The organism is Methylopila sp. 73B (genome assembly GCF_000526315.1).
GTDB lineage: Bacteria > Pseudomonadota > Alphaproteobacteria > Rhizobiales > Methylopilaceae > Methylopila.
Map to the genome: position 1 here is coordinate 2,415,094 of NZ_JAFV01000001.1, position 22,725 is coordinate 2,437,818.

The window sequence follows — 22,725 nt, forward strand, 5'->3', positions numbered from 1 at the left end:
CTCACAGCTCCTTGCGGATGTTGACGATGCGCAGCATCGCGGCCACCATCAGCAGGACGAGGACGAGCAGGGCCACCGCGTTCGCCGCAGCCGCCGGGTATTGCAGCAGCGAGATCTCGTTCGCGATCATCAGGCCGACTGAGGCCGACTGTCCGCCCGACATGAAGCGCACGGTGACGAAGTCGCCGAGCACCAGCGTCACCACGAAGATCGAGCCGATCGCGATCCCGGGCTTGGCGAGCGGGATCACGACGTTGGTCAAAGTCTGCCAACCGTTCGCGCCGGCGTCGCGCGCGGCCTCGACCAGCGCGCGGTCGATGCGCATCAGCGAGTTGAAGATCGGCGTGACCATGAACAGCACGTAGAGGTGCACCATCGCGAGCACGACGGCGAACTCCGAGAACAGCAGGAACTCCAGCGGAGCCGGGACGATCCCGAGTTCGATCAGCGTCGTGTTCAGCAGTCCGTTGCGGCCGAGAAACGGCACCCACGAGATCATGCGGATGATGTTCGAGGTCAGGAACGGCACCGTGCAGATCAGGAACAGGACCATCTGCATGGTCGTGCTGCGGACATGGAACGCGAGGAAATAGGCGACGAGAAAGCCGACGACGGTCGTGATCGCCCAGACGATCGCCACGAACTTCAGCGTGTTCAGATAGGTCTTCCACGTCACCCAGGAGCCCAGCGTCTCGGCGTAATTGAGCGTGATGAAATCCGGGTAGATCTGGACGCTGTCGTAGTCCCAGAAGCTTACCGCCACGATGGCGGCGAGCGGCAACAGCAGGAAGGCGCCGAGGATCAGCGCGAGCGGCGCGGCCTGCAGATAGGGGGCGAGACGGCCGGTCATGAGCGCGCGTCGGAGCGAGCGCGGACGTCGCCCCGCCGTCGCGCCTGGCCTTGCGGGGTCCCGGCTGTCTCCGGGACGCGAGAGAGGGGCGTCGCGACGCTCACGCGGCGATGAACTCGTTCCACTTGCGGACCATGTAGCGGTCCTTGTCCATCACGGCGTTCCAGCACGCGACCTTGCCCATCCGCTCCTCGAACGAACCGCCGTCGCGCACCGCGCCGGCCTTCTCCAGCACCTTGCCGTCGGGCGAGAGAATGTCGGAGGCGGCCGGTTTGCCCTCCATCCAGAAGCCCCATTCGTCCGGCGACATGTGCTGCTTCGCGGTCGACAGGCAGGCGGAGTAGTAGCCCTGGCGGTTGAGATAGGCGCCGCACCAGCCGGACAGGTACCAGTTGATGTACTCGTAGGCCGCGTCGAGCACGAGGCCCTTGACGTTCTTGCCGATGCCGAGGCCGCCGCCCCAGGCGCGATAGCCTTCGGCGAGCGGCTGATAGACGCAAGGCACGCCCTTCGACCGCACGGCGGTGACGGCCGGAGACCACATCGACTGGATGATGACCTCGCCGGAGGTCATAAGGTTCACGCTCTCGTCGAAGGTCTTCCAGAAGGCGCGGAACTGACCGGCTTTCTTGGCCTCGATCAGCGTGGCGATCGTCGTGTCGATCTCCGCCTCGGTCATGTTGCCCTTGTCGCCGTATTTGATGATGCCCGCGCTCTCGCAGATCATCGCGGCGTCCATGATGCCGATCGAGGGGATGTTGAGGATCGACGTCTTGCCTTTGAACTTCGGGTCGAGAATGTCCTTCCAGTTCTCGATCGGCCGGCCGACGAGATCGGGCCGGATGCCGAGCGTGTCGGCGTTGTAGATCGTCGGGATCAGCGTCATCCACTCGGTCGGCGCCTTCGCGAAGGTCTTCGCGCCGGGGCCTTCCACGAAGCCGACCGTGCTGGGCGCTGTGCCCTGGGCGACCACGCTGTCGGGCGTCAGCTTGCCGGTGGTGAAGATCGGGACGATCTGGTCGTAGTACTTGATCTTCTTGACGTCCATCGGCTGCAGCGCGCCGCTCGGGAACACCTTCTTCGCGATCCAGTACTCGATGTCGGCAATGTCGTAGCTGTCGGGCTGGGTCACCGCGCGCTGGGTGACGCTGTCGCTGTCGAGCGCCGTCATGCGCAGGGTGAAGCCGAGGTCCTTCTTCACCTGGTCGGCGATGGCGTTGAGGTTGGAGACGCCGGTGCCGAACTGGCGCAGCGTCACGTCCTTGATGTTCTGCGCCCAGATCGTCGGGAACCCGGTCACCGCGCCGGAGCCGGCGGCGGCGCCGGCCGCGGCGGCCACCCCCTTCAGAACGGCGCGGCGGTCGAGGCCGGTGGTCGGATCAATGGTCTTCGGATCAGTCATGGGCCGGTCCTTGGGTCATGCGGGGTCGGGATCACTGCAACGAGGGGCGGAGCACGTGGACGTCGGCGAGGCTCCAGGCGAGCGGCGCGGCCTGGCCGATCTCGTGCGGCGCGGAGTCGAAGACCGCCTCGTCGGCGTAGACGGTGAAGTCCTCCACCCCGGGCGCGTCGAGGGTCATCTTCATGGACCCGCCGCGGTACTCGACGTTGCGGACATGGCCGGTGAAGCCGAGGCCCGGCGCGGCGGCCTCGCCGATCCGGATGCGATCGCGCCGAACCGCGGCCTGCGCCGGGGCGCCGAGCTCCAGATGGGCCGCCGCGGGCAGACGGAACGCCGCGCCGCCCGAACAGGTGAGGATCGCGCCGGCGTCGTCGAGCGCGGTGACCTTGCCGGACAGCACGTTGTGCTCGCCCATGAAGCTCGCCACGAAGGCGGTGGCGGGACGGTGGAAGATCTCGCGCGGGGCCGCCGCCTGCTCGATCCGCCCGTTCGACATCACCACCACCAGATCGGCGAGCGCCATCGCCTCCTCCTGGCTATGGGTGACGTGGACGAAGGTGACGCCGAGGTCGCGCTGCAGGCGCTTCAGCTCGGCGCGCATGCGGACCTTGAGGAAGGGGTCGAGCGCCGACAGCGGCTCGTCGAGCAGCAGCGCCTGCGGGCTGGTGATCAGCGCCCGGGCGAGCGCGACGCGCTGCTGCTGGCCGCCGGAGAGCTGCGCCGGACGCCGCGAGGCGTACTGGTCCATGTGCATGAGCTTGAGCATCCCGAGCGCCTTCTCCCGCCGCTCGGCCTTCGCCACGCCCTTCATCTTCAGCGAGAAGGCGACGTTGTCGACGAGGTCGAGATGCGGGAACAGCGCGTAGGACTGGAACATCATCGAGGTCGCGCGCCGGGCGGGCGGCAGGTCCGTCACGACGACGTCGCCGAGGCGGATGTCGCCGGAGGTGACGCTCTCGTGGCCGGCGATCATGCGCAGCGTCGAGGTCTTGCCGCAGCCGGAGGGACCGAGCAGGCAGCAGTAGGTCCCGGCCTTGATCTTCAGGCTGATCGCGTCAACCGCGACGGCGTCGTCGCCGTATCGCTTGGTGACCGAGGCGAGGTCGATCTCGGCGGCTTGCGGCATCTGTGCTCCGGGCTGGGTCGCAGACCAGCAACGCCCGTGCCAAACGCGCGGCGCTCGGAACGAACGGAGCCTGCGGTCAAGCTGACGGCCGCACAGCTTAAAACAGCGTCAACCGCCCAATCGACGCGCAGCCGGCTCGCGTTCACGCCATCAGGAACGCCGGGGCGGAGGGGCCGCCTTGCGCGCGGAACGCCGCGACGCGCTCCGCCGCCTTGCGCATGCTCGACAGCAGATGGTCGCTGAGCGCCGTGGCGGCGCGGTCGCCGTCGTTGGCCTTCAGCGCCGCGAGAATGGCGAGATGCTCGTCCATGAAGGGATCGATGCGCGGCGCCTTGGCGATCGCGGCCTGGATGTGCTTGCCGACGACCAGCAGGCAACGCGTGCGCTCGAGCGCGGCGCGCGCCTCGGCGTTGCGGCCGAAACCTAAGCACGTCACGTGGATGTCCGCTTCGAGCGCGTCGAGTTCGGCGACGCCGTAGTCCGGAGCCGCCCGGTTCGCGGCGGCGTGCCGGGTCATCATTTCACGGAGCTGGGCGGCTGGCACGCGGCCGGCGGCGCTCCTGATCAGGGGCGGCTCCAGCATCAGCCGGAGCTCGTAGAGATCGCTGATGCGGGCTTCGTCCATCGGCACGATCTGCCAGTGGCCGCTGTCGGTCTTGACCGCGATGCCCGCGCCCTGCGCCCGCAGCAGCAGGTTGCGCGCCACCGTCCGCCCGACGCCGAAGTGACGCGCCAACGCCAGTTCGTTGATGCGGAAGCGGCCGAAGACGGACGCCTCGATGACCGCGCGCTCCAGCGCATAGTAGAGCGTGTCCCAGGCGTCGTCGCGCGCGGCGCCTGTCGCGAGGCCCAGGATCTCGGCGGTAAGCGCGACCCGCTTCGGCGGCCCATCGCCGACGAGGACCCCGCGCCCGTCGAACCGCCGCACCAGCTTTTCCGCCTCGAGCTGCGCGAAGGCCTGCTTCACCGGCGAGCGGCTGGCGCCGAACAGGCTCGCCAGCGCGCCCTCGGCCAGCACCGCGCCCGCAGGCAGCCGCCCGGACGCGATCGTCTCGCGCAACGTGTCCGCGATCAGGGCGTAGGCCGGGCGCTTGCGTTCGAACATGCGTCTCGTTTCCGGAGACAGGTTTTTCCCGGGCATCTCACGGCCGCTTAGAGATGAAGCCGCCTCAAGCTCCGAGCGTCCTGCCCCGGTTTATCCGGGGATGATGAAGAGCGACGAAACAGCCTTCAGGTCACCGCGCCGAGCGGCCAGGGGACGAACTCGTTGTCGCCGTAGTCGAAGGTTTCGCTCAGGGACGGCTCGCCGGAGGCGACCGCGATGATCTTCTCGAAGATGCGCTCGCCCGCCGCTTCGATGGTGTCGGCGCCGGTGACGATCCCGCCGCAGTTCACGTCCATGTCCTCTTCCATGTGCTCGTACATGGCGTCATTGGTCGCGATCTTGATGCAGGGCGCCGGCTTGAAGCCCGAGACCGAGCCGCGACCAGTGGTGAAGCAGATGATGTTGCAGCCGCCCGCGACCTGGCCCGTGACCGCCACCGGGTCGTAGCCCGGCGTGTCCATGAACACGAAGCCGGTGCGGTCGATCGGCTCGGCGTATTCGTAGACGGCTTCGAGCGGCATCGTGCCGCCCTTGGCGACCGCGCCCAGAGACTTCTCCAGGATGGTCGTCAGGCCGCCGGCCTTGTTGCCGTGGGACGGATTGTTGTTGAGCTCCGCGTCGTTCTTCGCGGTGTAGTCGCGCCACCACTCGATGCGGTCCATCAGCTTCTGGGCGACCGCAGGCGTCTGGGCCCGGCGGGTCAGCAGATGCTCGGCGCCGTAGATCTCGGGCGTCTCCGAGAGCACCGCCGTGCCGCCGTGGCGCACGATCAGGTCCGCGGCGTGGCCGAGCGCGGGGTTCGCCGAGATGCCGGAGTAGCCGTCAGACCCGCCGCACTGGAGCGCGAGCTTGAGCTTCGACAGCGGCTGTGGGGCGCGCTCGGCCGCGTTGACCGTGTCGAGCATGCCGCGGATCGCCTCCGACGCCGCCTCGATCGACTTGCGCGTGCCCCCCGTGCGCTGGATCGTCATGGTCTTGAGGAATGGCCCCTCCGCAAGGCCCGACCGCTCCAGCAGCATGTCGATCTGGTTGGTCTCGCAACCAAGCCCGATCATCAGGATGCCGCCGAAGTTCGGGTTGCGCGCGTAGCCCGCGAGCGTCCGGATCAGGAAGCGATAGCCCTCGGAGGCTGTGTTGATGGCGCAGCCGCCGCCGTGGGTCAGCGCGACGACGCCGTCGACGTTCGGATGGCCCGCGAGCCCGCCCTTGTTGTTGAAGTGGTCGGCGACCGCCTTCGCGACCGTCGCCGAACAGTTCACCGAGCTCACGATCCCGATGTAGTTGCGGGTCCCGACGTCGCCGTTCGCGCGGCCGAAGCCCAGGAAGGTGCGCCGTTCGCCCTCCGGCAGGAGCGGCGTCGGACGGGCGTCGGCGGCGAAGTGGTGGACCACCTCGCTGTCGTGCATCGCCATGTTGTGCAGATGCACATGATCGCCGGCCGCGATGTCGCGCGTCGCGTAGCCGATGGTCTGGCCGTACTTGATGACCTCCGCGCCGCTCGCGATGCCCCCTACGGCGACCTTATGGCCGCGCGGCACCTCGCCGGAGGTCACGACGCCCGCGACTCCGATGGGCGTTCCCGCCGCGACGCCGGAGCGGACCACGGCGACGTTGTCGACGGGGTTCAGAAGGATGGCCTGGGCCTGACGATCAAGGGTTTCCACGGGCATGTGCGCGCCTCCTCGGGGCGATGCGCCGACCCTGGGTGCGCCGGGTCGATCAATTTATTGGCTATTGCGTGCAATGTACGACCATGATAGGCGATGAAAGTCAACAGCGACGTCAGAGCGCTGATCATGAGGAAATCGGACGGATCGATCGTTTCGACCGTCTTCACGTTCTTTCGGCTCGTATTCATGCCCCTAACCTTCAAGACGACGTCGCAGTGCGACTTGTCTTGAAGACGAAGCGTGGATTGACGACAGCCAGTCTGGAACGGATCAAGGAATGGGCTACGAGTTCGACTTCAGTTTTCTGAGCGAGTACGCCCCCGACCTATGGCGCGGGGTGTGGCTGACGCTTTGGATGACGGTCGTCTCGATCGTGCCCGGCTTCGTCCTCGGGACCCTCTGCGCCATCGGCCGGATCTACGGCTCCACGCCGGTGCGACGCGCGGCGACGGTCTACGTCGAGGCGATCCGCAACACGCCGCTCGTCATCCAGGTGTTCTGGCTGTTCTTCGGGCTCGCGGTGCTCGGCGCCCGTCTCGACGCCTTCACCGCCGCGATCATCGCGCTCTCGATCAACGTGGGCGCCTACACCGCGGAGATCATGCGGGCGGGCTTCGAGAGCATCCCTCGCGGCCAGCGCGAGGCCGCCTCCTGCCTCGCGCTCAGCGGCCCCCAGCGGGTGCTCTATGTCGAGCTGCCCCAGGCGGTGGAGCGGGTCTACCCCGCCCTCGTCAGCCAGTTCATCCTGATGATGCTCGCGACCTCGATCATGTCGCAGATCTCGGCCGAGGAACTCACGGGCGTCGCCTACCAGATCCAGTCCTTCACCTTCCGGGGCTTCGAGGCCTACCTCGTCACCGCCGCGATCTACCTCGCCCTCGTCACCATGCTCCGCCTCACCCTGCACGGGGTCGCGCTCGCCGCGTTCCCGCGGCGGCGGCGGCTCGGCACGCCGCTTTAGAGGGATCGGCACGATGCTCGGACTGACCGTCGACCAACTCCTCTTCCTCGTCCGCGGCGCCGGCTGGACCCTGGTTCTGTCGCTGCTGGGCTTCGTCGGAGGCGCCATCCTCGGCCTGCCGGTGGCGCTCGCCCGCTCGTCGAAGCTCAAGGCGCTGCGGATGATCTCGAGCGCCTATGTCCAGCTGATTCAGGGCATTCCGCTGCCGGTGATCATGTTCGTGGTCTACTTCGGGCTGTCGATCGGCGGCTTCGAGGTGCCGGCGCTGGTCGCGGCCGGGCTCGCAATGACCGCCTACTCCAGCGCCTATCTCGGCGAGATCTGGAAGGGCTGCATCCAGTCGGTGCCGAAGACCCAATGGGAGGCGGCGGAGTGCCTCGCCCTGACGGGAACGCAGCGCTTCGTCCATGTGATCCTGCCCCAGGCGCTGAAGATCGCGGTGCCCCCCACCGTCGGCTTCCTCGTCCAGATCGTGAAGAACACGTCGTATTCGGTCGTTATCGGTTTCTTTGACCTGACCTATTCGGCCAAGGTCCTGAACAACTCGACCTACAAGCCATTCCTCGTCTTCTCGATCGCCGCCGCGCTCTACTTCGTCATCTGCTACCCGCTGTCGCTGCTCGCCGGTCGGTTCGAGCGCAAGCTGAAACGCGTCTGAGGAGACATCTTCCATGGAGCCCATGGTCCGCTTCCAGGACGTCCACAAATCCTTCGGCGCCGTCGAGGTGTTGAAGGGGATCACGCTCGACGTGCCGCGCGGCGACGTCGTCGTGCTCGTCGGGCGCTCCGGCTCGGGCAAAAGCACCGCGCTCCGCTGCATCAACGGGCTCGAGACGGTGAACGGCGGCGAACTCCACGTCTGCGGCGAGAAGCTCCACGACGGCAAGACCGACCTGCGCAAACTGCGCCAGGAGGTCGGGATCGTGTTCCAGAGCTACAACCTGTTCCCGCATCTCACCGTCGAGCAGAACGTTACCCTCGCCCCGCGCAAGGTGATGAAGGTCGGCGCGAAGGAGGCGAAGGAGCTCGCCGCCCATGTGCTGGCGCAGGTCGGCCTGTCCGAGAAGGCGCAGAGCTACCCCGAGCAGCTCTCCGGCGGGCAGCAGCAGCGCGTCGCGATCGCGCGCTCGCTCGCCATGAAGCCGAAGCTGATGCTGTTCGACGAGGTGACCTCGGCGCTCGATCCCGAACTTACCGGCGAGGTGCTGCGCGTGATCGAGCGGCTCGCCCAGGACGGCATGACCATGGTGCTGGTGACCCACGAGATGGGATTCGCCCGCGGCGTCGCCGACCAGATCGTCTTCATGCACCACGGCAAGGTCTGGGAGCGCGGCGGCGCGGAGATGCTGCGCGCGCCCCAGACGCCCGAACTGCAGCAGTTCGTCGCCACCGATCTCTGACGTCTCACGACGTCTTTGACGCGTCACGCCTTCAACCAATCGGCCGCGGCAAGACGGCCCACCCTCGAGAGGAACTGCCCATGACCTTCGCCACCGTCTCCCGCCGCTCCGCGCTTGCGCTTGCGCTCGGCCTCGCCGCATTCGCCGCGCCCGCCCACGCCGGCACGCTCGAGACCATCAAGGAGCGCGGCGCGATCCTGGTCGCGATCGACGTCAGCCATCCGCCCTACGGCATGCTCGACTCCTCCGCTAAGGAGACCGGCTCCGACGTGGAGACCGCCAAGCTGCTGGCCGAAGACCTCGGCGTGAAGCTGCAGGTCGTGCAGGTGTCCGGCGCCAACCGCGTGCCCTTCCTGCTCTCCGGCAAGGCGGACGTCGTGATCGCCTCGTTCTCGATCACCGAGGAGCGGAAGAAGGTCGTGGCCTATTCGAAGCCCTACGGCGTCGTGCCCGTCGTCGTTTCCGCGCCGAAGGACGCGACGATTGCGAAGCCCGAGGACCTCGACGGGAAGACGATCGCAGTCGCCCGCGGCACAACCGCCGACATCGAACTGACCAAGGTGACGAAGGCCTCGGCCCCCGGCGCCCGCGTCGTCCGCTACGAGGACGAGGCCACGGCCAACGCGGCGGTCGCCACCGGCCAGCAGGACATCCTCGCCGCGGCGCTCTCGACCGCGAACGCCGTGCGCGACGCCAACCCCGGCAAGAACCTCGAGGTGAAGCTGACCATGGCCGCCTACCCGATGGCGATCGGCCTGCGCAAGAACGACGAGGCGTTCCAGGCCAAGCTCGACGAGTGGGTGTCGGCGAACCTCAAGAACGGCAAGCTCAACGGCATCTACCAGAAGTACTTCGGCATGGCGCTGCCGGCCGAGTTCACCAACTGATTTCATGACGCCCTGAACCCCGCGTCATTCCGAGCGAAGTCCCGGACTCCATCAGCCCGCCGGGCGACGACCGACCTCGACCGGCGGGCTGATGGACACCGGGCCAAGCCCGGGGCGACCGCGGAGCGTGGATGACCGCGGGCTCACTGCGCGGCGGCTCCAGCGCAGGGTTCTCGCCGGCCGGGGGCGGCCGTCCCTGCAATCGCACGTCCGGCTTCCCCTCTCCCGCGCATTCCGCTATCTCACCCTCGAACAAATGTTCGATTGAGGATCATTTGATATGGCCAGCCCCGCTCCCTATCGCGGCGTGTTTCCCGTCGCCCCGACCGTGTTCGACGCCGACGGGCGGCTCGATCTCGAGGGCCAGCGCCGCGCCGTCGACTGCATGATCGACGCGGGGTCGAATGGCCTCTGCATCCTCGCCAACTTCTCGGAGCAGTTCGTGCTCACCGACGCCGAGCGCGACCAGGTGCTGGACTGCGTGCTCGAGCACGTCGCCGGCCGCGTGCCGGTGATCGTCACCACGACGCATTTCGGCTCCCATGTCTGCGCCGAGCGCTCGAAGCGCGCGCAGGACGCCGGCGCCGCGATGGTCATGGTGATGCCGCCCTACCACGGCGCCACCTTCCGGGTGCCGGAGCCTCAGATCTACGCCTTCTTCAAGACGGTCTCGGACGCGATCGACATCCCGATCATGGTGCAGGACGCGCCCGTCGCGGGCACGCCGCTCTCGGTGCCGTTCCTCGCGAAGATGGCGAAGGAGATCGAGCACCTCTCCTATTTCAAGATCGAAGTGCCCTTCGCCGCCGCGAAGCTCCGCGCGCTGATCGAGGAGGGCGGCGACGCCATCGTCGGCCCGTGGGACGGCGAGGAGGCGATCACGCTGATGGCCGACCTCGACGCCGGCGCGACCGGCGCCATGACCGGCGGCGCCTACGCCGACGGCATCCGCCAGATCGTCGACCCCTATTTCGCCGGCGACCGCGAGGCCGCCGCGCAGGCCTACGAGCGCTGGCTGCCGCTGATCAATTACGAGAACCGTCAGTGTGGGCTCGCCGCCTGCAAGGCGCTCATGAAGGAGGGCGGCGTCATCAAGCACGAGACCTTGCGCTCGCCCCTTCCGCCGTTACATCCCGCCACGCGGGCCGGCCTGATCGAGATCGCCAAGCGCCTCGACCCGGTCGTGCTGCGCTGGGGCACGTGACGGCGTCGCATTGACCGCCACGCCCGCCTGCGTCGGGCGTCCAGACCTGCCGAGGAGCAAAAAAATGTCCATCACCGGCGAGAACCTGATCGGCGCGAGCGCCGTCCGCGGAACTGGCGAGAGCTTCGAGGCGATCGAGGCCGCGACCGGGAAGCCGATCGAGCCGGCGTTCGGCGGGGCCTCGCTGGAGGACCTCGACCGGGGGCTCACGCTCGCGACCGAGGCCTTCGAGACCTACGCCGAGACCGACCTCGAGACGCGCGCGACATTCCTCGAGACCATCGCCGACGAGATCCTCGCCGTCGGCGACGAGCTGGTCGAGCGCGCCATGGCGGAGAGCGGCTTGCCGCGCCCACGGCTCGAGGGCGAGCGCGGCCGCACCGTCGGCCAGCTCAAGATGTTCGCCGGCGTCGTGCGCGACGGAACGTTCCTCGACCTTCGGATCGACCCCGCGCTGCCGGAGCGCAAGCCGATGCCCCGGCCGGACCTGCGCCTGCGCAATATCCCGGTCGGCCCGGTCGCGGTGTTCGGCGCGTCGAACTTCCCGCTCGCCTTCTCCGTCGCCGGCGGCGACACCGCTTCGGCGCTTGCCGCGGGCTGCCCCGTGGTGGTGAAGGCGCATCCCGCGCATCCCGGCACGTCGGAGCTGGTCGGCCGGGCGGTGCAGAAGGCGGTCGCGGCCTGCGGCCTGCCCGAGGGCGTGTTCTCGCTGCTGTTCGACGCCGGCCGGACCATCGGCCAGGCGCTCGTCGCCGACCCGCGCGTCGCCGCGGTGGGCTTCACCGGCTCCCGCGCCGGCGGTCTCGCGCTGATGAAGATCGCCCGGGAGCGCGACGTGCCGATCCCGGTCTACGCCGAGATGAGCAGCATCAACCCGGTCGTGCTGTTCCCCGGCGCGCTCGCCGCGCGCGGCGACGCGATCGCCAAGGCCTTCGCCGGATCGGTCACGCTCGGCGCCGGACAGTTCTGCACCAATCCCGGCCTGATCCTCGGGCTCGAAGGCGAAGGGCTCGAGGGCTTCGTCGCCGCCGCGGGCGCGGCGCTGTCCGAGACGCCGGCCTCCACCATGCTCACGCCGGGAATCCACGCGGCCTACGAGAAAGGCGTGGCGAAGCTCGCCGGCCATGCGGCGGTGAAGGAGATCGCACGCGGCAAGCCCGGCGCCGCGACGGCGGGACAGGCCGGCCTCTACGAGGTCGACGCCAAGACCTTCCTGGCCGACCCGTCGCTGCAGGAGGAGATCTTCGGCGCGACTGGCCTCGTGGTGCGCTGCGCCGACCTCGACCAACTGCGCCGCGTGCTCGCGAGCCTCGAAGGCCAGCTCACCGCCGCCATCCACATCGACGAGGCGGACCACGACGCCGCCCGTTCGCTGCTGCCGCTGCTGGAGCGCAAGGTCGGGCGCATCCTCGTGAACGGCTTCGGCACGGGCGTCGAGGTGGCGCACGCCATGGTGCATGGCGGCCCCTTCCCCGCGACCTCCGACGGCCGCACGACCTCGGTCGGCAGCCTCGCCATCCACCGCTTCCTGCGGCCGGTGAGCTACCAGGACCTGCCGGACGATCTGCTGCCGGCTCCGCTGAAGAGCGACAACCCGCTCGGCGCGCCGCGCCGCGTCGACGGCGCCGCCCCGGCGCGCTGACCGCCGACGACGAGACCGACGAGACCGTTCGCCCGCCGCACACCGGCGGGCCAACGTGTGTCAGGGCTCGAACAGCTCCGCATGCGCCGCGGCGAGCCGCGGCATCGACTCGAGGATGAGCGTGAGGTGCGCGCGCATCGCGCTCTCCGCCGCGTCCGGATCGCCGGCGATGACGGCCTCGGCGATCGCCGTATGGTGCGCCACAACGATCGCCATCGGGACGGCCTCGGCCATGTCGATGTAGCGGACACGGTCCATCTGGGCCTTGACGTCCTCCAGGACGTCCCAGGCCGCGGTGCGGCCGGCGATGTCCGCCAGCAGGCGGTGAAAATCCTCGTCCAACGCGAACAGCGCGGCGCCGTCGCGGGCGGCGACCGCGGAGCCCTGGCGCTTCAGGCTCGCCTTGAGCAAGGCGCGCGCCTCGCGGTCGACGCGTTGGGCCGCCTCCCTCACCACGGCGCATTCGATCGCCTCGCGCACGAAGCGGGCGTTCTCCACGGCCATGCGCGAGATCTTCACCACCAGCGTTCCGCGCTGCGGGCGGATCCTGAGCAGCCCTGCGTCACCGAGCCGGATGAAGGCCTCGCGCACGGGCGACCGGCTCACGCCATACCGCGTCGCGATCTCCTGTTCCGAGATCATCTCGCCCGGCCGCAGCCGCATGGTCACGATCGCGTTGCGCAGGGCGCGGGTGAGCTGCCGAGTCACGGGGACGGCGTCGTCGAAGGCGAAGCCTAGAGCGTTCATCGCAGCGCCTGGGATAGATAAGTTCGAGAGACGAACATTTGCGCTCGGTCACGGTTGCCGTTGTTTAACTACCATACTAGCATAGCGAAAAGCTCTCTCTGGGAGGAGCGTCATGACGCCGAATACGGCGCATAAAATTGACGCAGGCGCTGCGCCGAAGGCGCGGCTGAACGCCGACGCGCTCGCCGGGCTGCCGGCTGGTGTGCGCCGGCCCGCCTACGACCGCGGCGCCCTTTCCACGGGGATCGTCCATCTCGGCGTCGGCGCGTTCCATCGCGCGCACCAAGCCGTCTATACGGACGACCTGCTGGCGCGGGATCCGAGCTGGGGCATCGCCGCTGCAAGCCTGCGCAATCCCGACACCCGCGACGCCCTCGCCCCGCAGGACGGGCTTTACACGCTGCTGGTGCGCTCCGGCGCGGGCGACGCGCCGCGGGTGATCGGCTCGATCACGCGCCTCCTCGCCGCGCCCGACGACCGCGACGAACTGCTCCGGACAATGTCCAACCCGGCTGTCCGGATCGTGAGCCTGACCGTCACCGAGAAGGGCTATTGCCACCGGCCCTCCACCGGAGAGCTGGACGAAGACCATGCCGACATCCGCCACGATCTCGAAAATCCACACGCGCCCCGCTCGGCGCTGGGGATGATCGTCGAGGCTCTGCGGCGGCGGCGGGAGGCCGGCGCGGCGCCGTTCACGGTGCTCACCTGCGACAACCTTCCGTCGAACGGACGCATGGCGAAGCGCGTGATCGCGCGGCTCGCGGCCTTGCGCGACGCCGATCTCGGGGCCTGGGTCGAGGGCGAACTCGCCGCCCCCTGCACCATGGTCGACCGCATCGTGCCCGCGACGACCGACGTGGACCGCGCCCGCGTGGCCGAGGCGCTCGGGGTCGAGGACGCCTGGTCGGTGACGGCCGAACCGTTCTCGCAGTGGGTGATCGAAGATCGCTTTCCGACCGGACGCCCGGCGTGGGAGACGGTGGGCGCGGAGATCGTCGCCGACGTCGAGCCTTACGAGAACATGAAGCTGCGGCTGCTCAACGGCAGCCATTCGATCATGGCCTACCTCGGCTACCTCATGGGCTACGAGACCATCGCGGAGGCGGCCTCCGACGCGGCCCTCGCGGCCCTCGTCGGCGCCTACATGGACCGGGAGGCGACGCCCACGATCGCCGTGCCTGCGGAGGCGGACGTCGAAGCCTACAAGCGCGCGCTGTTCGAGCGCTGGCGCAATCCGGCGCTCCGCCACCGCACCTGGCAGGTGGCCATGGACGGCTCGCAGAAGCTGCCGCAGCGGCTCGTCGCCGTGGCGCGCGAGCGTCTCGCCGTGGGCGCTCCGATCGGCGCCTCGGCCCTCGGGCTCGCCGGCTGGATGCGCTACGCGACCGGCGTCGACGAACAGGGCGAGCCGATCGACGTGCAGGACCCGCTTGGGCCCCGGCTGCGCGCCATCGCCGAGGCCGCGGGGCCGGTCGCGGAACGGCTCGCCCCCGCGATGATCGGCGTGCGCGAGGTGTTCGGCGACGACCTGCCCCGCGATCCGCGCTTCGTCGAGGGCGTCACCCGCGCCTTGGCCCGGCTCTACGACCGCGGCGCCGCCGCGACCGTCGCGGCTTACGGAGGCGCCTGACCTTCCAGCTTCGCTTCCAGCGTCAACGAACGCGACAGAACAAATAAGAACATCCGAGGGAACGCCAATGATGAAACGCACGCTCGCCGCGCTCGGCGCGGCCTTCGCCGTGATTTCGGCCGCGCCGGCCACGGCCCAGACCGCGCTGAAATGGGCGCATGTCTACGAAGCCTCGGAGCCGTTCCAGACCGAGTCGGTCTGGGCGGCGGAGGAAATCAAGAAGCGCACCAACGGGCGCTACACCATCACGGTCTATCCGGCTTCTCAGCTCGGCAAGGAAGCCGACATCAACCAGGGCCTCACGCTCGGCACGGTCGACATCATCATCTCCGGCTCGAGCTTTGCCGCCAAGGAGTACAAGCCGATCGGGGTGACCTACTACCCCTACATCTTCCGCGATCCGGCCCATCTCATCGCCTACACGAAGAGCGACGTCTTCCGGAAGCTCGCCGCGGGCTACGAGGAAGCGACCGGCCACCACATCCTGGCCGCCACCTACTACGGCACCCGCCAGACGACGACCTCGAGCCGGGTGGTCAAGACCTGCGCGGACCTCAAAGGCCTGAAGATCCGCGTGCCGGACGCGCCGGCCTACCTCGCCATGCCGCGGGCTTGCGGCGCCAACACCGCGCCGATCGCCTTCGCCGAGGTCTATCTCGCGCTGCAGAACGGCACGGTCGAGGCGCAGGAGAACCCGCTGACCGCGATCGACGCCAAGAAGTTCTATGAGGTCCAGAAGAACGTCATCCTGACCGGCCACATCACCGACCACCTCAACATCATCATCTCCCAGAGCCGCTGGGCGTCGCTCTCGGACGAAGACAAGAAGATCTTCACGGAAGTGACGCAGCAGGCGGCGGAGCGGGCGACCAAGATCGTCGAGGAGCGCGAGGCCAAGCTGCTGACCGCCTTTAAGGAGCGCGGCCTCAACATCATCGAGGTCGACAAGAAGGACTTCGAGAAGACGGTGCTCGAGAAGGCGCCGGTCGAGATGTACGGCTACCGGAAGGAAGATTACGACGCGATCCGCGCGGTGAAGTGAGGGCCGAGCAAGCGCGAGACGTCATCCCGGCCGAAGCGCGAGCGGAGAGCCGGGATCGTCCTCCGATAAGGCGCCCCTCCTGACGACGATCCCGGCTCTTTGCGGCTGCGCCGCCAAGGCCGGGATGACGTCCCCTCCCTCCCGGATCCCGCCCATGTCAGCCGATCTCGCCCAGCCCCACACGCCCGTTACGGCGGAAGAGCTCGCCCACGCCTTCGAGGACCAGCCGGTCGTCGTCGACCTCTCGAAATACGCCTTCGAGGACTGGCTGACGCTGGCCCTGTTCGTCGGCATGGCGGGCTGCGTCGTGCTGCAGTTCGTCACCCGTTACGTGCTGAACGACAGCCTCGCCTGGACCGAGGAGATCGCGATCAACGCGCTCGTCCTCGTCGTCTTCCTCGGCTCGGTAATGTGCGTGCGCATGTCCCGGCACATCCAGGTCGACGTGCTCTACCACTACGTCGGCGCGACGGCCGGCCGGGTGATGGCGACCGGCGTCGACCTCGTCCGGATCGGCTTCTTCGCCTACGGGACCTACCTGATGTTCCGCTACGCCCGGCTCGTGTCGCGCGAGCGGATGACCACGATCGACCTGCCGCGCAGCGTGGTCTTCTACCTGATCCTCGCAGCTTTCGCGCTGATGCTCGCCCGCGCGATCCAGGTCGCGATCGCCAACTGGCGCCGCGGCTATTCCGTGCTCGAGCGCCCCGGCGCCTTCGACGGCTTCGGAGACTGACCGATGCTCCTTCTCCTCGGCTGTTTCCTCGTGCTGATGGTCGTCGGCGTCCCCGTCGCGATCGCCATGGCGGTCTCGTCGGTGCTCTACATCGTCACCTACGGCGCCGCGCCCGACATCATCGTCGCCCAGCGCATGATCGCGGGCGTCGAGAGCTTCCCGCTGCTCGCGGTGCCGTTCTTCATCCTCGCCGGCAACCTGATGAACATCGCCGGCGTCACCGGACGCATCTACTCCTTCGCCGTCGCGCTGGTCGGCTGGATGAAGGGCGGGCTGGCGCAGGTGAACATCATCGGCTCGGTGATCTTCTCCGGCATGTCCGGCACGGCGCTCGCCGACGCCGCCGGCATCGGCACGATCGAGATCAAGGCGATGAAGGACCACGGCTATCCGACCGAGGTCGCGGTCGGCGTCACCGCCGCCTCCGCCACGCTGGGGCCGATTTTCCCGCCGTCGCTGCCCTTCGTGATCTACGGCATGATGGCGAACGTCTCGATCGGCGCGCTGTTCATGGCCGGCATCCTGCCGGGCATCGTCATGACGCTGCTGATGATGATCACCGTCGCCGTCTTCGCCTACAAGTACGGCTGGGGCTCCGACACGCCGTTCGCGATCAGGAAGCTGTTCTCGGCCACGGTCGAGATCGTCGTGGTGTTCTCGTTCCCGCTCGCGATCTACCTCATGACGCTCGCAGGCGTGTCGCTCAACGTCGCGGTGCTGGTCGCGCTGGCGGCGCTGCTCGCGCTCGACTGGTGGTTCGACTTCGAGGCGGTGATGGCGCTGATGACGCCGGTCATCCTGATCGGCGGCATGACGCTCGGCTGGTTCACGCCGACCGAGGCCGCGGTCGCGGCGGTGATCTGGTCGCTGTTCCTCGGCCTCGTGCGCTACCGCACCATGACCTTCAGGACGCTGGCGAAGGCCGGCTTCGACACGATCGAGACCACGGCCTCGGTGCTGTTCATTGTAACCGCCGCCTCGGTGTTCGCGTGGCTGCTGACGGTGAGCCAGGCCGCGGCCCTGCTCTCGGAGGCGTTCCTGTCGATCACCGAGAACAAGTGGGTGTTCCTGATCCTGGTGAACCTGCTTGTGCTGTTCGTCGGCTGTTTCCTCGACACGATCGCGGCGATCACCATCCTTGTGCCGATCCTGCTGCCGATCGTGCTGAAGCTCGGGATCGACCCCGTGCACTTCGGACTGATCATTACCCTCAACCTGATGATCGGCCTGCTGCACCCGCCGCTCGGCATGGTGCTGTTCGTCCTGTCGCGGGTGGCCAAGCTCTCGGTGGAGCGCACCACCATGGCGATCCTGCCGTGGCTGATCCCGCTGTTCGTCGCGCTGCTCGCGATCACCTTCATCCCCGAGCTCAGCCTCTGGCTGCCTCGGCATATGGGACTGCTGAAATGACCGCCGCCACAGCGCTCGCCGCCACCCTCTACGCCCCCGAAGACCTCCGCATGGTCGACCGGCCGCTGGGGCACCTCGAGCCCGGCATGGTCCGCATCCGCTTCGGCGCCGGCGGCATCTGCGGCTCCGACATGCATTACTTCCGCCACGCCCGGACCGGCGACTTCGTCGTCACGTCGCCGCTCGTGCTGGGGCACGAGGTCGCCGGCGAGGTGGTGAAGATCGCGGGCGACGCGGCGGGGCTCGCGGTCGGCGACCACGTGGCGGTCAACCCGTCGCGCTGGTGCGGATCCTGCGTCCGTTGCCGGGAGGGCCGGCCAAACCTCTGCGAGAACATCTACTTCATGGGCTCGGCCTCCAAGACCCCGCACATGCAGGGCGGCTTCGCGAGCCTGTTCGACGCGACCCCAGCGCAATGCGTGAAGGTGCCTGCGGACCTGCCCTTCGCGGCCGCGGCGCTCGCCGAACCGCTGGCCGTGTGCCTGCACGCTGTCCGCCGCGCAGGCGAGGTCGCGGGACGGAGCGTGGTGATCTTCGGAGCGGGACCGATCGGCCTGCTGACCCTGCTGGCGGCGAAGCGCGCAGGCGCCGCTGAGGTCGCCATGGTCGACATGGCCGCGGCCCCCCTCGCCTTCGCCACCCGGCTCGGCGCCGACCACGCGATCGATCTGTCGCAAGGCGAGGCCGCGCTCGACCAGTTGGCGCAGGACAAGGCCTTCGACGTCGCGATCGAGGCCTCCGGCACGGCGGCGGGCCTTGCCTCCGCCATCAAGGCGGTGCGGCGCGGCGCGACGATCGTCCAGCTCGGCAACCTGCCGGGAGGCAAGATCGAAATTCCAGCGAACGCCATCATGGCGAAGGAGCTCGACCTGCGGGGCACGTTCCGCTTCGACGCCGAGTTCGCGGAGGCGGTCGACCTCATCGTCGCCGGCGAGGTCGACGTCATGGCGCTGGTGACCGCCGAGCGCCCGCTCTCCGAGGCTCCCCAGGCGTTCCGCCTCGCGCTTGATCGCTCGCAGAGCGTCAAGGTCGTGCTGACGGCGGACTGACGCGATGCGGGAATCCTGGCGCTGGTTCGGACCGGACGACCCGGTCAGCCTGGACGACGTCCGCCAGGCGGGCGCGCGCGAGGTCGTCACCGCGCTCCATCAGGTTCCGATCGGCGAGGCCTGGACCGTGGCCGAGGTCGAGGAGCGCAAGCGGATCATCGAGAGCGGACCGCGGTCGCGGCTCGACTGGACGGTCGTGGAGTCGATCCCGATCCCCGACGACGTCAAGCGCACGGGGGCCGCCGCGAGGCGCTCGATTGCGGCGTGGATCGCGAGCCTGGAGGCGCTCGCCGCCTGCGGCGTAAGGATCGTCTGCTACAACTTCATGCCCGTCGTGGACTGGTGCCGCACCGATCTTGAATGGGAGCTCGCGAACGGCGCCCGCGCGATGCGGTTCGACCTCCCCCGGTTCGCCACCTTCGAGTTGCACATTCTCAAACGCCCGGGGGCCGAGCGCGACTTCGACCCGGCGACGCGGGCGCGGGCGAAAGCCGTGTTCGAGGCGATGACCGAGGACGACGTCGCGGACCTCGTCACCAACATCGCGAGCGCCCTGCCAGGGTCCACCACCGAGCCGCTGACCATCCCCGCCTTCCGGGAAAAGCTCGCGGCTTACGGCCGCGTCGACGCCGCGGTTCTGCGCCGGCATCTGGTCGAGTTCCTGGAGGCGGTCACCCCGCGCGCCGAGGAGTTGGGGATCACGTTGACGCTGCACCCCGACGACCCGCCGCGCCCGCTGTTCGGCCTGCCGAGAGTCGCCTCCTCCGGCGACGATTACGCCGCGCTGTTCGACGCCGTCCCTTCGCCAGCGAACGGCATGTGCTACTGCACGGGGTCGCTGGGCGCCGGCCCTGCGAACGACCTTCCCTCGATCGCCCGCCGCTTCGGCCCCCGCATCGCCTTCGCCCACCTGCGCGCGACGCGGCGCGAGGCCGACGGCTCGTTCTTCGAGGCCGACCATCTCGACGGCGACGTGGACATGGTCGCGGTGCTGAAAGCGCTGCTCGCCGAGGACCGCGTCCGAGCGTCGGACCGGAAGATCGTGTTCCGCTCCGACCACGGCCACCGGATGCTGGACGATCTCGGCCCGACCAAGCGCACCAATCCGGGCTACACCGCGATCGGCCGCCTGCGGGGCCTCGCCGAGCTTCGCGGCGCCATCCGCGCGCTCGAGGCGGGTTGACGCGTCAGCCGCTCAGGACGCGAGCGGCTCCTCAGCGGGTGCGGCAGGGGCGCGCTCGGGCAGAGCGTCCTGCACGCGCACCCAGGTGCGGTCGATGTGGCGACCGATGACCTCCGCCAGCGCGTCGCCGTCGTGGGCTTCGAGCGCGACGATCATCTCTTCGTGCTCGGCGACCGCCGCCGCCCACTTGTCCTCGCTGCCGTTGCCGACGAACCGAATGCGCTTCATGCGCGCCTGGATCGACTCGTGCGCCCAGAGCAGCGTGGCGTTGCCGGAGATGCGGGCGAAGCCGGAATGGATGTCCTGGTTGAGCTTGAAATAGTTCAGCCGGCTCCGGACCGCGTAGAGCTCCATCATCCGGTCGTGAACAGCCCTGAGGGAGGCGATGTCGGCCTCGCTCGCGCGGGCGCAGGCGAGACGTCCGGCCTCCTGCTCGATGATCTTCAGCGCTTCGAGCATGTCGAAGACGTCGTGACGGGTGAAGGCGCGCACCACCGCGCCGCGGCCCGGCACGTTCTCGATCAGCCCTTCGGCCGCGAGGGTCTTCAGCGCCTCGCGCATGGGGGTCCGCGACACGCCGAGACGGCGGCCGACGTCGCCCTCGTTCACCCGATCCCCAGGCGCCAGCCGGCCGTCGATGATCATGTCGCGCAGCCGGGCGACGGTCTCGTCGTGCAACGACCGTCGCAGGATCGGCGTCTCCGCGACGCGTCCGTCGAAGGATGTGAGATCGGTCAACGATGTGGCCCTCTGCGTCGCCTGCCCGGCGAGTGGCTGTCCCGGCTAGACCGCGGTTCGCAGCATGGCCAAGCAGGCCTCGAAGGTCAATTCCGCGTCATGCAACATGCTGTATGCAGCATACTTGATCTTGGACGGCGCCGGCGTTACCGTTCGCTCAACAACGAAGAACGGATAGGGAGCGACAGTGACCACCTCCATGCAGACCTCACAGAAGCCCTTGATCGCGCTTGCCATGGGCGATCCCGCCGGCATTTCGCCGGAGCTCGCCGCCAAGGCGCTCGCCCTCCCCGAGGTGCGGGACGCCGCCGATTTCATCGTGTTCGGCGACCTGCGCGTGCTGCAGGACGGCGCTGAGACCGCCGGCGTGACGCTCGACCTCGACGTCGTCGACGCCCCGCGTCAGCCTCAGGACAAGCCGGTGTTCGTTGACCTCAAGAACCTGGACCCGGCGAGCGTCGCTCGGGGCACGGTCTCGCTCGCCGGCGGCGAATTCGCCTCCCAGAACTACCGCGCGGCGCTCAAGCTCGCCCGCGAAGGCGTGGCGGACGCTGTCGCCTTCACCCCGTTCAACAAGCAGGCGATGCGACTCGCGAACCCGGGCTACGACGACGAGATCAAATTCTCGGCGACCGAACTCGGCGTCGACGTGGTGGCGAGCGAGTTCAACGTCCTGCCCGAATTCTGGAACGCGCGCGTCACCAGCCACGTGCCGCTGTCCGGCGTCTCCGAGCGCATCACGAAAGAGGCGGTGCTGAAGGGCCTAACCCTGACCGACGCCTCGCTGAAGGCCTCGGGGATCGCTCGTCCGCGGATCGCGGTCGCAGGCCTCAACCCGCATGCGGGCGACGGCGGCAACTTCGGCTCCGAAGAGATCGAGCAGATCGAGCCGGCGGTGCGCGAAGGCAAGGCGCGGGGCATCGCCTGCGAGGGCCCCTACCCCTCCGACACGGTGTTCGTGCGCGCGGTGGCCGGCCACTTCGACGCGGTCCTGACGATGTACCACGACCAGGGCCAGATCGCGATGAAGCTCATCGGCTTCGACAAAGGCGTGACCCTGCTCGGCGGCTTCCCCGTGCCGATCTGCACCCCGGCCCACGGCACGGCCTACGAAATCGCGGGCCAAGGGGTCGCCAACGTCGGCGCGACCCGCGAGGCGCTGCTGCTCGCCGCCCGCATGGGCGCGACGCGCAAGGCCGCGAAGGCGCAGCGCGCGGCGTGACGGACGGCAAGCGCGTCATCCCGGCCGAAGCGTAGCGGAGAGCCGGGATCGTCCTCCGGACGAGGCGCCGTCGGGGTATCCGCGGATGACGATCCCGGATCGGCGGCTTCGCCGCCGTCCGGGATGACGTTGTGAGACGAAGCGGAGAGCCGCCGCGAGACGCGGCCCCGTTCCTGAGGAAACGGCTCGAGGAGGGGCGTCCATGTCCGCCGCCGAAGACCGCACGATCGTGTCGCGTTTCACCATGGAAGTGGCGACGGCGCTCGGCGTCGCCGCCATCGGCGCCCTGGTGATCTACGGCGCGAACGAGCACTCCATCGGCTGGGGCGACGCCGGCCCCGAGCCCGGCTACGTGCCGTTCTGGCTCGGCCTCATCATCGTGGCCGCGAGCCTCGCCGTGCTGGTCCAGACGCTGGTCCAGCGCGTCGGCGCCGGCGACAGCTTCATGACGCGCGAGCAAGGCAAGCGGATCGCCGCCTTCGCCATTCCGGTCGCGCTGTTCGTGCCCGTCACCCTGTTTCTCGGGCTCTACGTCGCGACCGCGATCTACCTGCTGGCGACCACGACGCTGCAGGGCCGCTTCCCGCTCGTGAAGGCCATCCCAATCGCGATCGGCGCGCCGGTCGTGATGTTCGTCCTGTTCGAACGCTGGTTCCAGACCCCCCTGCTGAAGGGTCCGCTCGAAGCGGCCCTCGGCCTGTACTGAGGAGCGGCGGCC

Annotated in this window: 21 protein-coding genes; 14 read left to right on the top strand and 7 right to left on the bottom strand. The window is 68.8% G+C overall.

Going from position 1 to position 22,725, the window contains the following annotated elements; genetic code table 11:
• Position 1: 1 nt before the first annotated feature.
• From K244_RS0111665 to K244_RS0111685, 5 genes are all read right to left on the bottom strand, one after another.
• Positions 2–850 carry an ABC transporter permease gene (locus tag K244_RS0111665; RefSeq protein WP_020186451.1) on the bottom strand — a complete coding sequence of 283 codons (849 nt, stop codon included), beginning with the start codon at positions 848–850 and terminating at the stop codon, positions 2–4.
• A 100-nt stretch (positions 851–950) separates the two neighbouring features.
• Positions 951–2,252, bottom strand: coding sequence for a PotD/PotF family extracellular solute-binding protein (locus tag K244_RS0111670; protein WP_020186452.1), 1,302 nt, complete (start codon positions 2,250–2,252; stop codon positions 951–953).
• A 31-nt stretch (positions 2,253–2,283) separates the two neighbouring features.
• A complete protein-coding gene (locus K244_RS0111675; protein ID WP_020186453.1) occupies positions 2,284–3,378 on the bottom strand; it encodes an ABC transporter ATP-binding protein in 1,095 nt (364 codons plus the stop codon).
• Positions 3,379–3,520: 142 nt separating this feature from the next.
• Positions 3,521–4,483, bottom strand: a complete 963-nt coding sequence (locus K244_RS0111680) for a GntR family transcriptional regulator (protein ID WP_020186454.1) — start codon at positions 4,481–4,483, stop codon at positions 3,521–3,523.
• A gap of 125 nt (positions 4,484–4,608) precedes the next feature.
• Entirely contained in the window at positions 4,609–6,153 is a 1,545-nt protein-coding gene (locus tag K244_RS0111685; RefSeq protein ID WP_020186455.1) for an altronate dehydratase family protein, read from the bottom strand.
• Between the two features lie 277 nt (positions 6,154–6,430).
• On the opposite strand from K244_RS0111685, the gene K244_RS0111695 reads away from it, so the two are divergent.
• The 6 genes from K244_RS0111695 (at position 6,431) to K244_RS0111720 (ending at position 12,247) form a co-directional block, all read left to right on the top strand.
• The gene (locus tag K244_RS0111695) at positions 6,431–7,114 is read left to right on the top strand and encodes an amino acid ABC transporter permease (RefSeq protein WP_020186457.1); all 684 of its coding nucleotides are present in this window, start codon (positions 6,431–6,433) and stop codon (positions 7,112–7,114) included.
• 13 nt (positions 7,115–7,127) lie between these two features.
• On the top strand, positions 7,128–7,772 hold the full coding sequence (locus K244_RS0111700; protein ID WP_020186458.1) for an amino acid ABC transporter permease: 645 nt from the start codon (positions 7,128–7,130) through the stop codon (positions 7,770–7,772).
• Between the two features lie 13 nt (positions 7,773–7,785).
• Entirely contained in the window at positions 7,786–8,514 is a 729-nt protein-coding gene (locus tag K244_RS0111705) for an amino acid ABC transporter ATP-binding protein (protein WP_020186459.1), read from the top strand.
• 80 nt (positions 8,515–8,594) lie between these two features.
• The gene (locus tag K244_RS0111710) at positions 8,595–9,401 is read left to right on the top strand and encodes a transporter substrate-binding domain-containing protein (RefSeq protein WP_020186460.1); all 807 of its coding nucleotides are present in this window, start codon (positions 8,595–8,597) and stop codon (positions 9,399–9,401) included.
• A 280-nt stretch (positions 9,402–9,681) separates the two neighbouring features.
• Complete coding sequence (locus K244_RS0111715) at positions 9,682–10,605, top strand: dihydrodipicolinate synthase family protein (protein ID WP_020186461.1); 924 nt, start codon at positions 9,682–9,684, stop codon at positions 10,603–10,605.
• Between the two features lie 64 nt (positions 10,606–10,669).
• Positions 10,670–12,247 carry an aldehyde dehydrogenase (NADP(+)) gene (locus K244_RS0111720; RefSeq protein ID WP_020186462.1) on the top strand — a complete coding sequence of 526 codons (1,578 nt, stop codon included), beginning with the start codon at positions 10,670–10,672 and terminating at the stop codon, positions 12,245–12,247.
• 60 nt (positions 12,248–12,307) lie between these two features.
• On the opposite strand, the gene K244_RS0111725 is transcribed toward K244_RS0111720, so the two are convergent.
• Positions 12,308–12,994: a GntR family transcriptional regulator gene (locus K244_RS0111725; RefSeq protein WP_020186463.1), complete on the bottom strand. Its 687-nt coding sequence runs from the start codon at positions 12,992–12,994 to the stop codon at positions 12,308–12,310.
• Positions 12,995–13,106: 112 nt separating this feature from the next.
• Here K244_RS0111725 and K244_RS0111730 point away from each other — a divergent pair, with 112 nt between their 5' ends.
• The 6 genes from K244_RS0111730 (at position 13,107) to uxuA (ending at position 20,047) form a co-directional block, all read left to right on the top strand.
• On the top strand, positions 13,107–14,627 hold the full coding sequence (locus tag K244_RS0111730; RefSeq protein WP_020186464.1) for a mannitol dehydrogenase family protein: 1,521 nt from the start codon (positions 13,107–13,109) through the stop codon (positions 14,625–14,627).
• 67 nt (positions 14,628–14,694) lie between these two features.
• Entirely contained in the window at positions 14,695–15,669 is a 975-nt protein-coding gene (locus K244_RS0111735; protein WP_020186465.1) for a sialic acid TRAP transporter substrate-binding protein SiaP, read from the top strand.
• Positions 15,670–15,823: 154 nt separating this feature from the next.
• Entirely contained in the window at positions 15,824–16,405 is a 582-nt protein-coding gene (locus tag K244_RS0111740; protein ID WP_020186466.1) for a TRAP transporter small permease, read from the top strand.
• 3 nt (positions 16,406–16,408) lie between these two features.
• Positions 16,409–17,815, top strand: coding sequence for a TRAP transporter large permease (locus K244_RS0111745; protein ID WP_020186467.1), 1,407 nt, complete (start codon positions 16,409–16,411; stop codon positions 17,813–17,815).
• Positions 17,812–18,864 carry an L-idonate 5-dehydrogenase gene (locus tag K244_RS0111750; RefSeq protein ID WP_020186468.1) on the top strand — a complete coding sequence of 351 codons (1,053 nt, stop codon included), beginning with the start codon at positions 17,812–17,814 and terminating at the stop codon, positions 18,862–18,864. The genes K244_RS0111745 and K244_RS0111750 overlap by 4 nt, the downstream gene beginning before the upstream one ends.
• Positions 18,865–18,868: 4 nt before the next feature.
• Complete coding sequence (gene uxuA / locus K244_RS0111755; RefSeq protein WP_020186469.1) at positions 18,869–20,047, top strand: mannonate dehydratase; 1,179 nt, start codon at positions 18,869–18,871, stop codon at positions 20,045–20,047.
• Between the two features lie 12 nt (positions 20,048–20,059).
• Here the strand turns inward: uxuA and K244_RS0111760 are convergent, their stop codons facing one another.
• Positions 20,060–20,785 (bottom strand): GntR family transcriptional regulator, encoded by a 726-nt coding sequence (locus K244_RS0111760; protein ID WP_020186470.1) that lies wholly within the window; start codon positions 20,783–20,785, stop codon positions 20,060–20,062.
• A gap of 199 nt (positions 20,786–20,984) precedes the next feature.
• Between K244_RS0111760 and K244_RS0111770 the strand changes: the two genes are divergently transcribed.
• On the top strand, positions 20,985–22,007 hold the full coding sequence (locus K244_RS0111770) for a 4-hydroxythreonine-4-phosphate dehydrogenase PdxA (protein ID WP_020186472.1): 1,023 nt from the start codon (positions 20,985–20,987) through the stop codon (positions 22,005–22,007).
• Between the two features lie 202 nt (positions 22,008–22,209).
• Positions 22,210–22,713, top strand: a complete 504-nt coding sequence (locus tag K244_RS0111775) for a tripartite tricarboxylate transporter TctB family protein (protein WP_020186473.1) — start codon at positions 22,210–22,212, stop codon at positions 22,711–22,713.
• Positions 22,714–22,725: the final 12 nt, after the last annotated feature.

Bases quoted from the DNA above. Each gene is read 5' to 3' on its own strand.
- K244_RS0111665 (WP_020186451.1), bottom strand. From the start codon at position 850: ATGACCGGCCGTCTCGCCCCCTATCTGCAGGCCGCGCCGCTCGCGCTG.
- K244_RS0111670 (WP_020186452.1), bottom strand. From the start codon at position 2,252: ATGACTGATCCGAAGACCATTGATCCGACCACCGGCCTCGACCGCCGC.
- K244_RS0111675 (WP_020186453.1), bottom strand. From the start codon at position 3,378: ATGCCGCAAGCCGCCGAGATCGACCTCGCCTCGGTCACCAAGCGATAC.
- K244_RS0111680 (WP_020186454.1), bottom strand. From the start codon at position 4,483: ATGTTCGAACGCAAGCGCCCGGCCTACGCCCTGATCGCGGACACGTTG.
- K244_RS0111685 (WP_020186455.1), bottom strand. From the start codon at position 6,153: ATGCCCGTGGAAACCCTTGATCGTCAGGCCCAGGCCATCCTTCTGAAC.
- K244_RS0111695 (WP_020186457.1), top strand. From the start codon at position 6,431: ATGGGCTACGAGTTCGACTTCAGTTTTCTGAGCGAGTACGCCCCCGAC.
- K244_RS0111700 (WP_020186458.1), top strand. From the start codon at position 7,128: ATGCTCGGACTGACCGTCGACCAACTCCTCTTCCTCGTCCGCGGCGCC.
- K244_RS0111705 (WP_020186459.1), top strand. From the start codon at position 7,786: ATGGAGCCCATGGTCCGCTTCCAGGACGTCCACAAATCCTTCGGCGCC.
- K244_RS0111710 (WP_020186460.1), top strand. From the start codon at position 8,595: ATGACCTTCGCCACCGTCTCCCGCCGCTCCGCGCTTGCGCTTGCGCTC.
- K244_RS0111715 (WP_020186461.1), top strand. From the start codon at position 9,682: ATGGCCAGCCCCGCTCCCTATCGCGGCGTGTTTCCCGTCGCCCCGACC.
- K244_RS0111720 (WP_020186462.1), top strand. From the start codon at position 10,670: ATGTCCATCACCGGCGAGAACCTGATCGGCGCGAGCGCCGTCCGCGGA.
- K244_RS0111725 (WP_020186463.1), bottom strand. From the start codon at position 12,994: ATGAACGCTCTAGGCTTCGCCTTCGACGACGCCGTCCCCGTGACTCGG.
- K244_RS0111730 (WP_020186464.1), top strand. From the start codon at position 13,107: ATGACGCCGAATACGGCGCATAAAATTGACGCAGGCGCTGCGCCGAAG.
- K244_RS0111735 (WP_020186465.1), top strand. From the start codon at position 14,695: ATGATGAAACGCACGCTCGCCGCGCTCGGCGCGGCCTTCGCCGTGATT.
- K244_RS0111740 (WP_020186466.1), top strand. From the start codon at position 15,824: ATGTCAGCCGATCTCGCCCAGCCCCACACGCCCGTTACGGCGGAAGAG.
- K244_RS0111745 (WP_020186467.1), top strand. From the start codon at position 16,409: ATGCTCCTTCTCCTCGGCTGTTTCCTCGTGCTGATGGTCGTCGGCGTC.
- K244_RS0111750 (WP_020186468.1), top strand. From the start codon at position 17,812: ATGACCGCCGCCACAGCGCTCGCCGCCACCCTCTACGCCCCCGAAGAC.
- uxuA (WP_020186469.1), top strand. From the start codon at position 18,869: ATGCGGGAATCCTGGCGCTGGTTCGGACCGGACGACCCGGTCAGCCTG.
- K244_RS0111770 (WP_020186472.1), top strand. From the start codon at position 20,985: ATGCAGACCTCACAGAAGCCCTTGATCGCGCTTGCCATGGGCGATCCC.
- K244_RS0111775 (WP_020186473.1), top strand. From the start codon at position 22,210: ATGTCCGCCGCCGAAGACCGCACGATCGTGTCGCGTTTCACCATGGAA.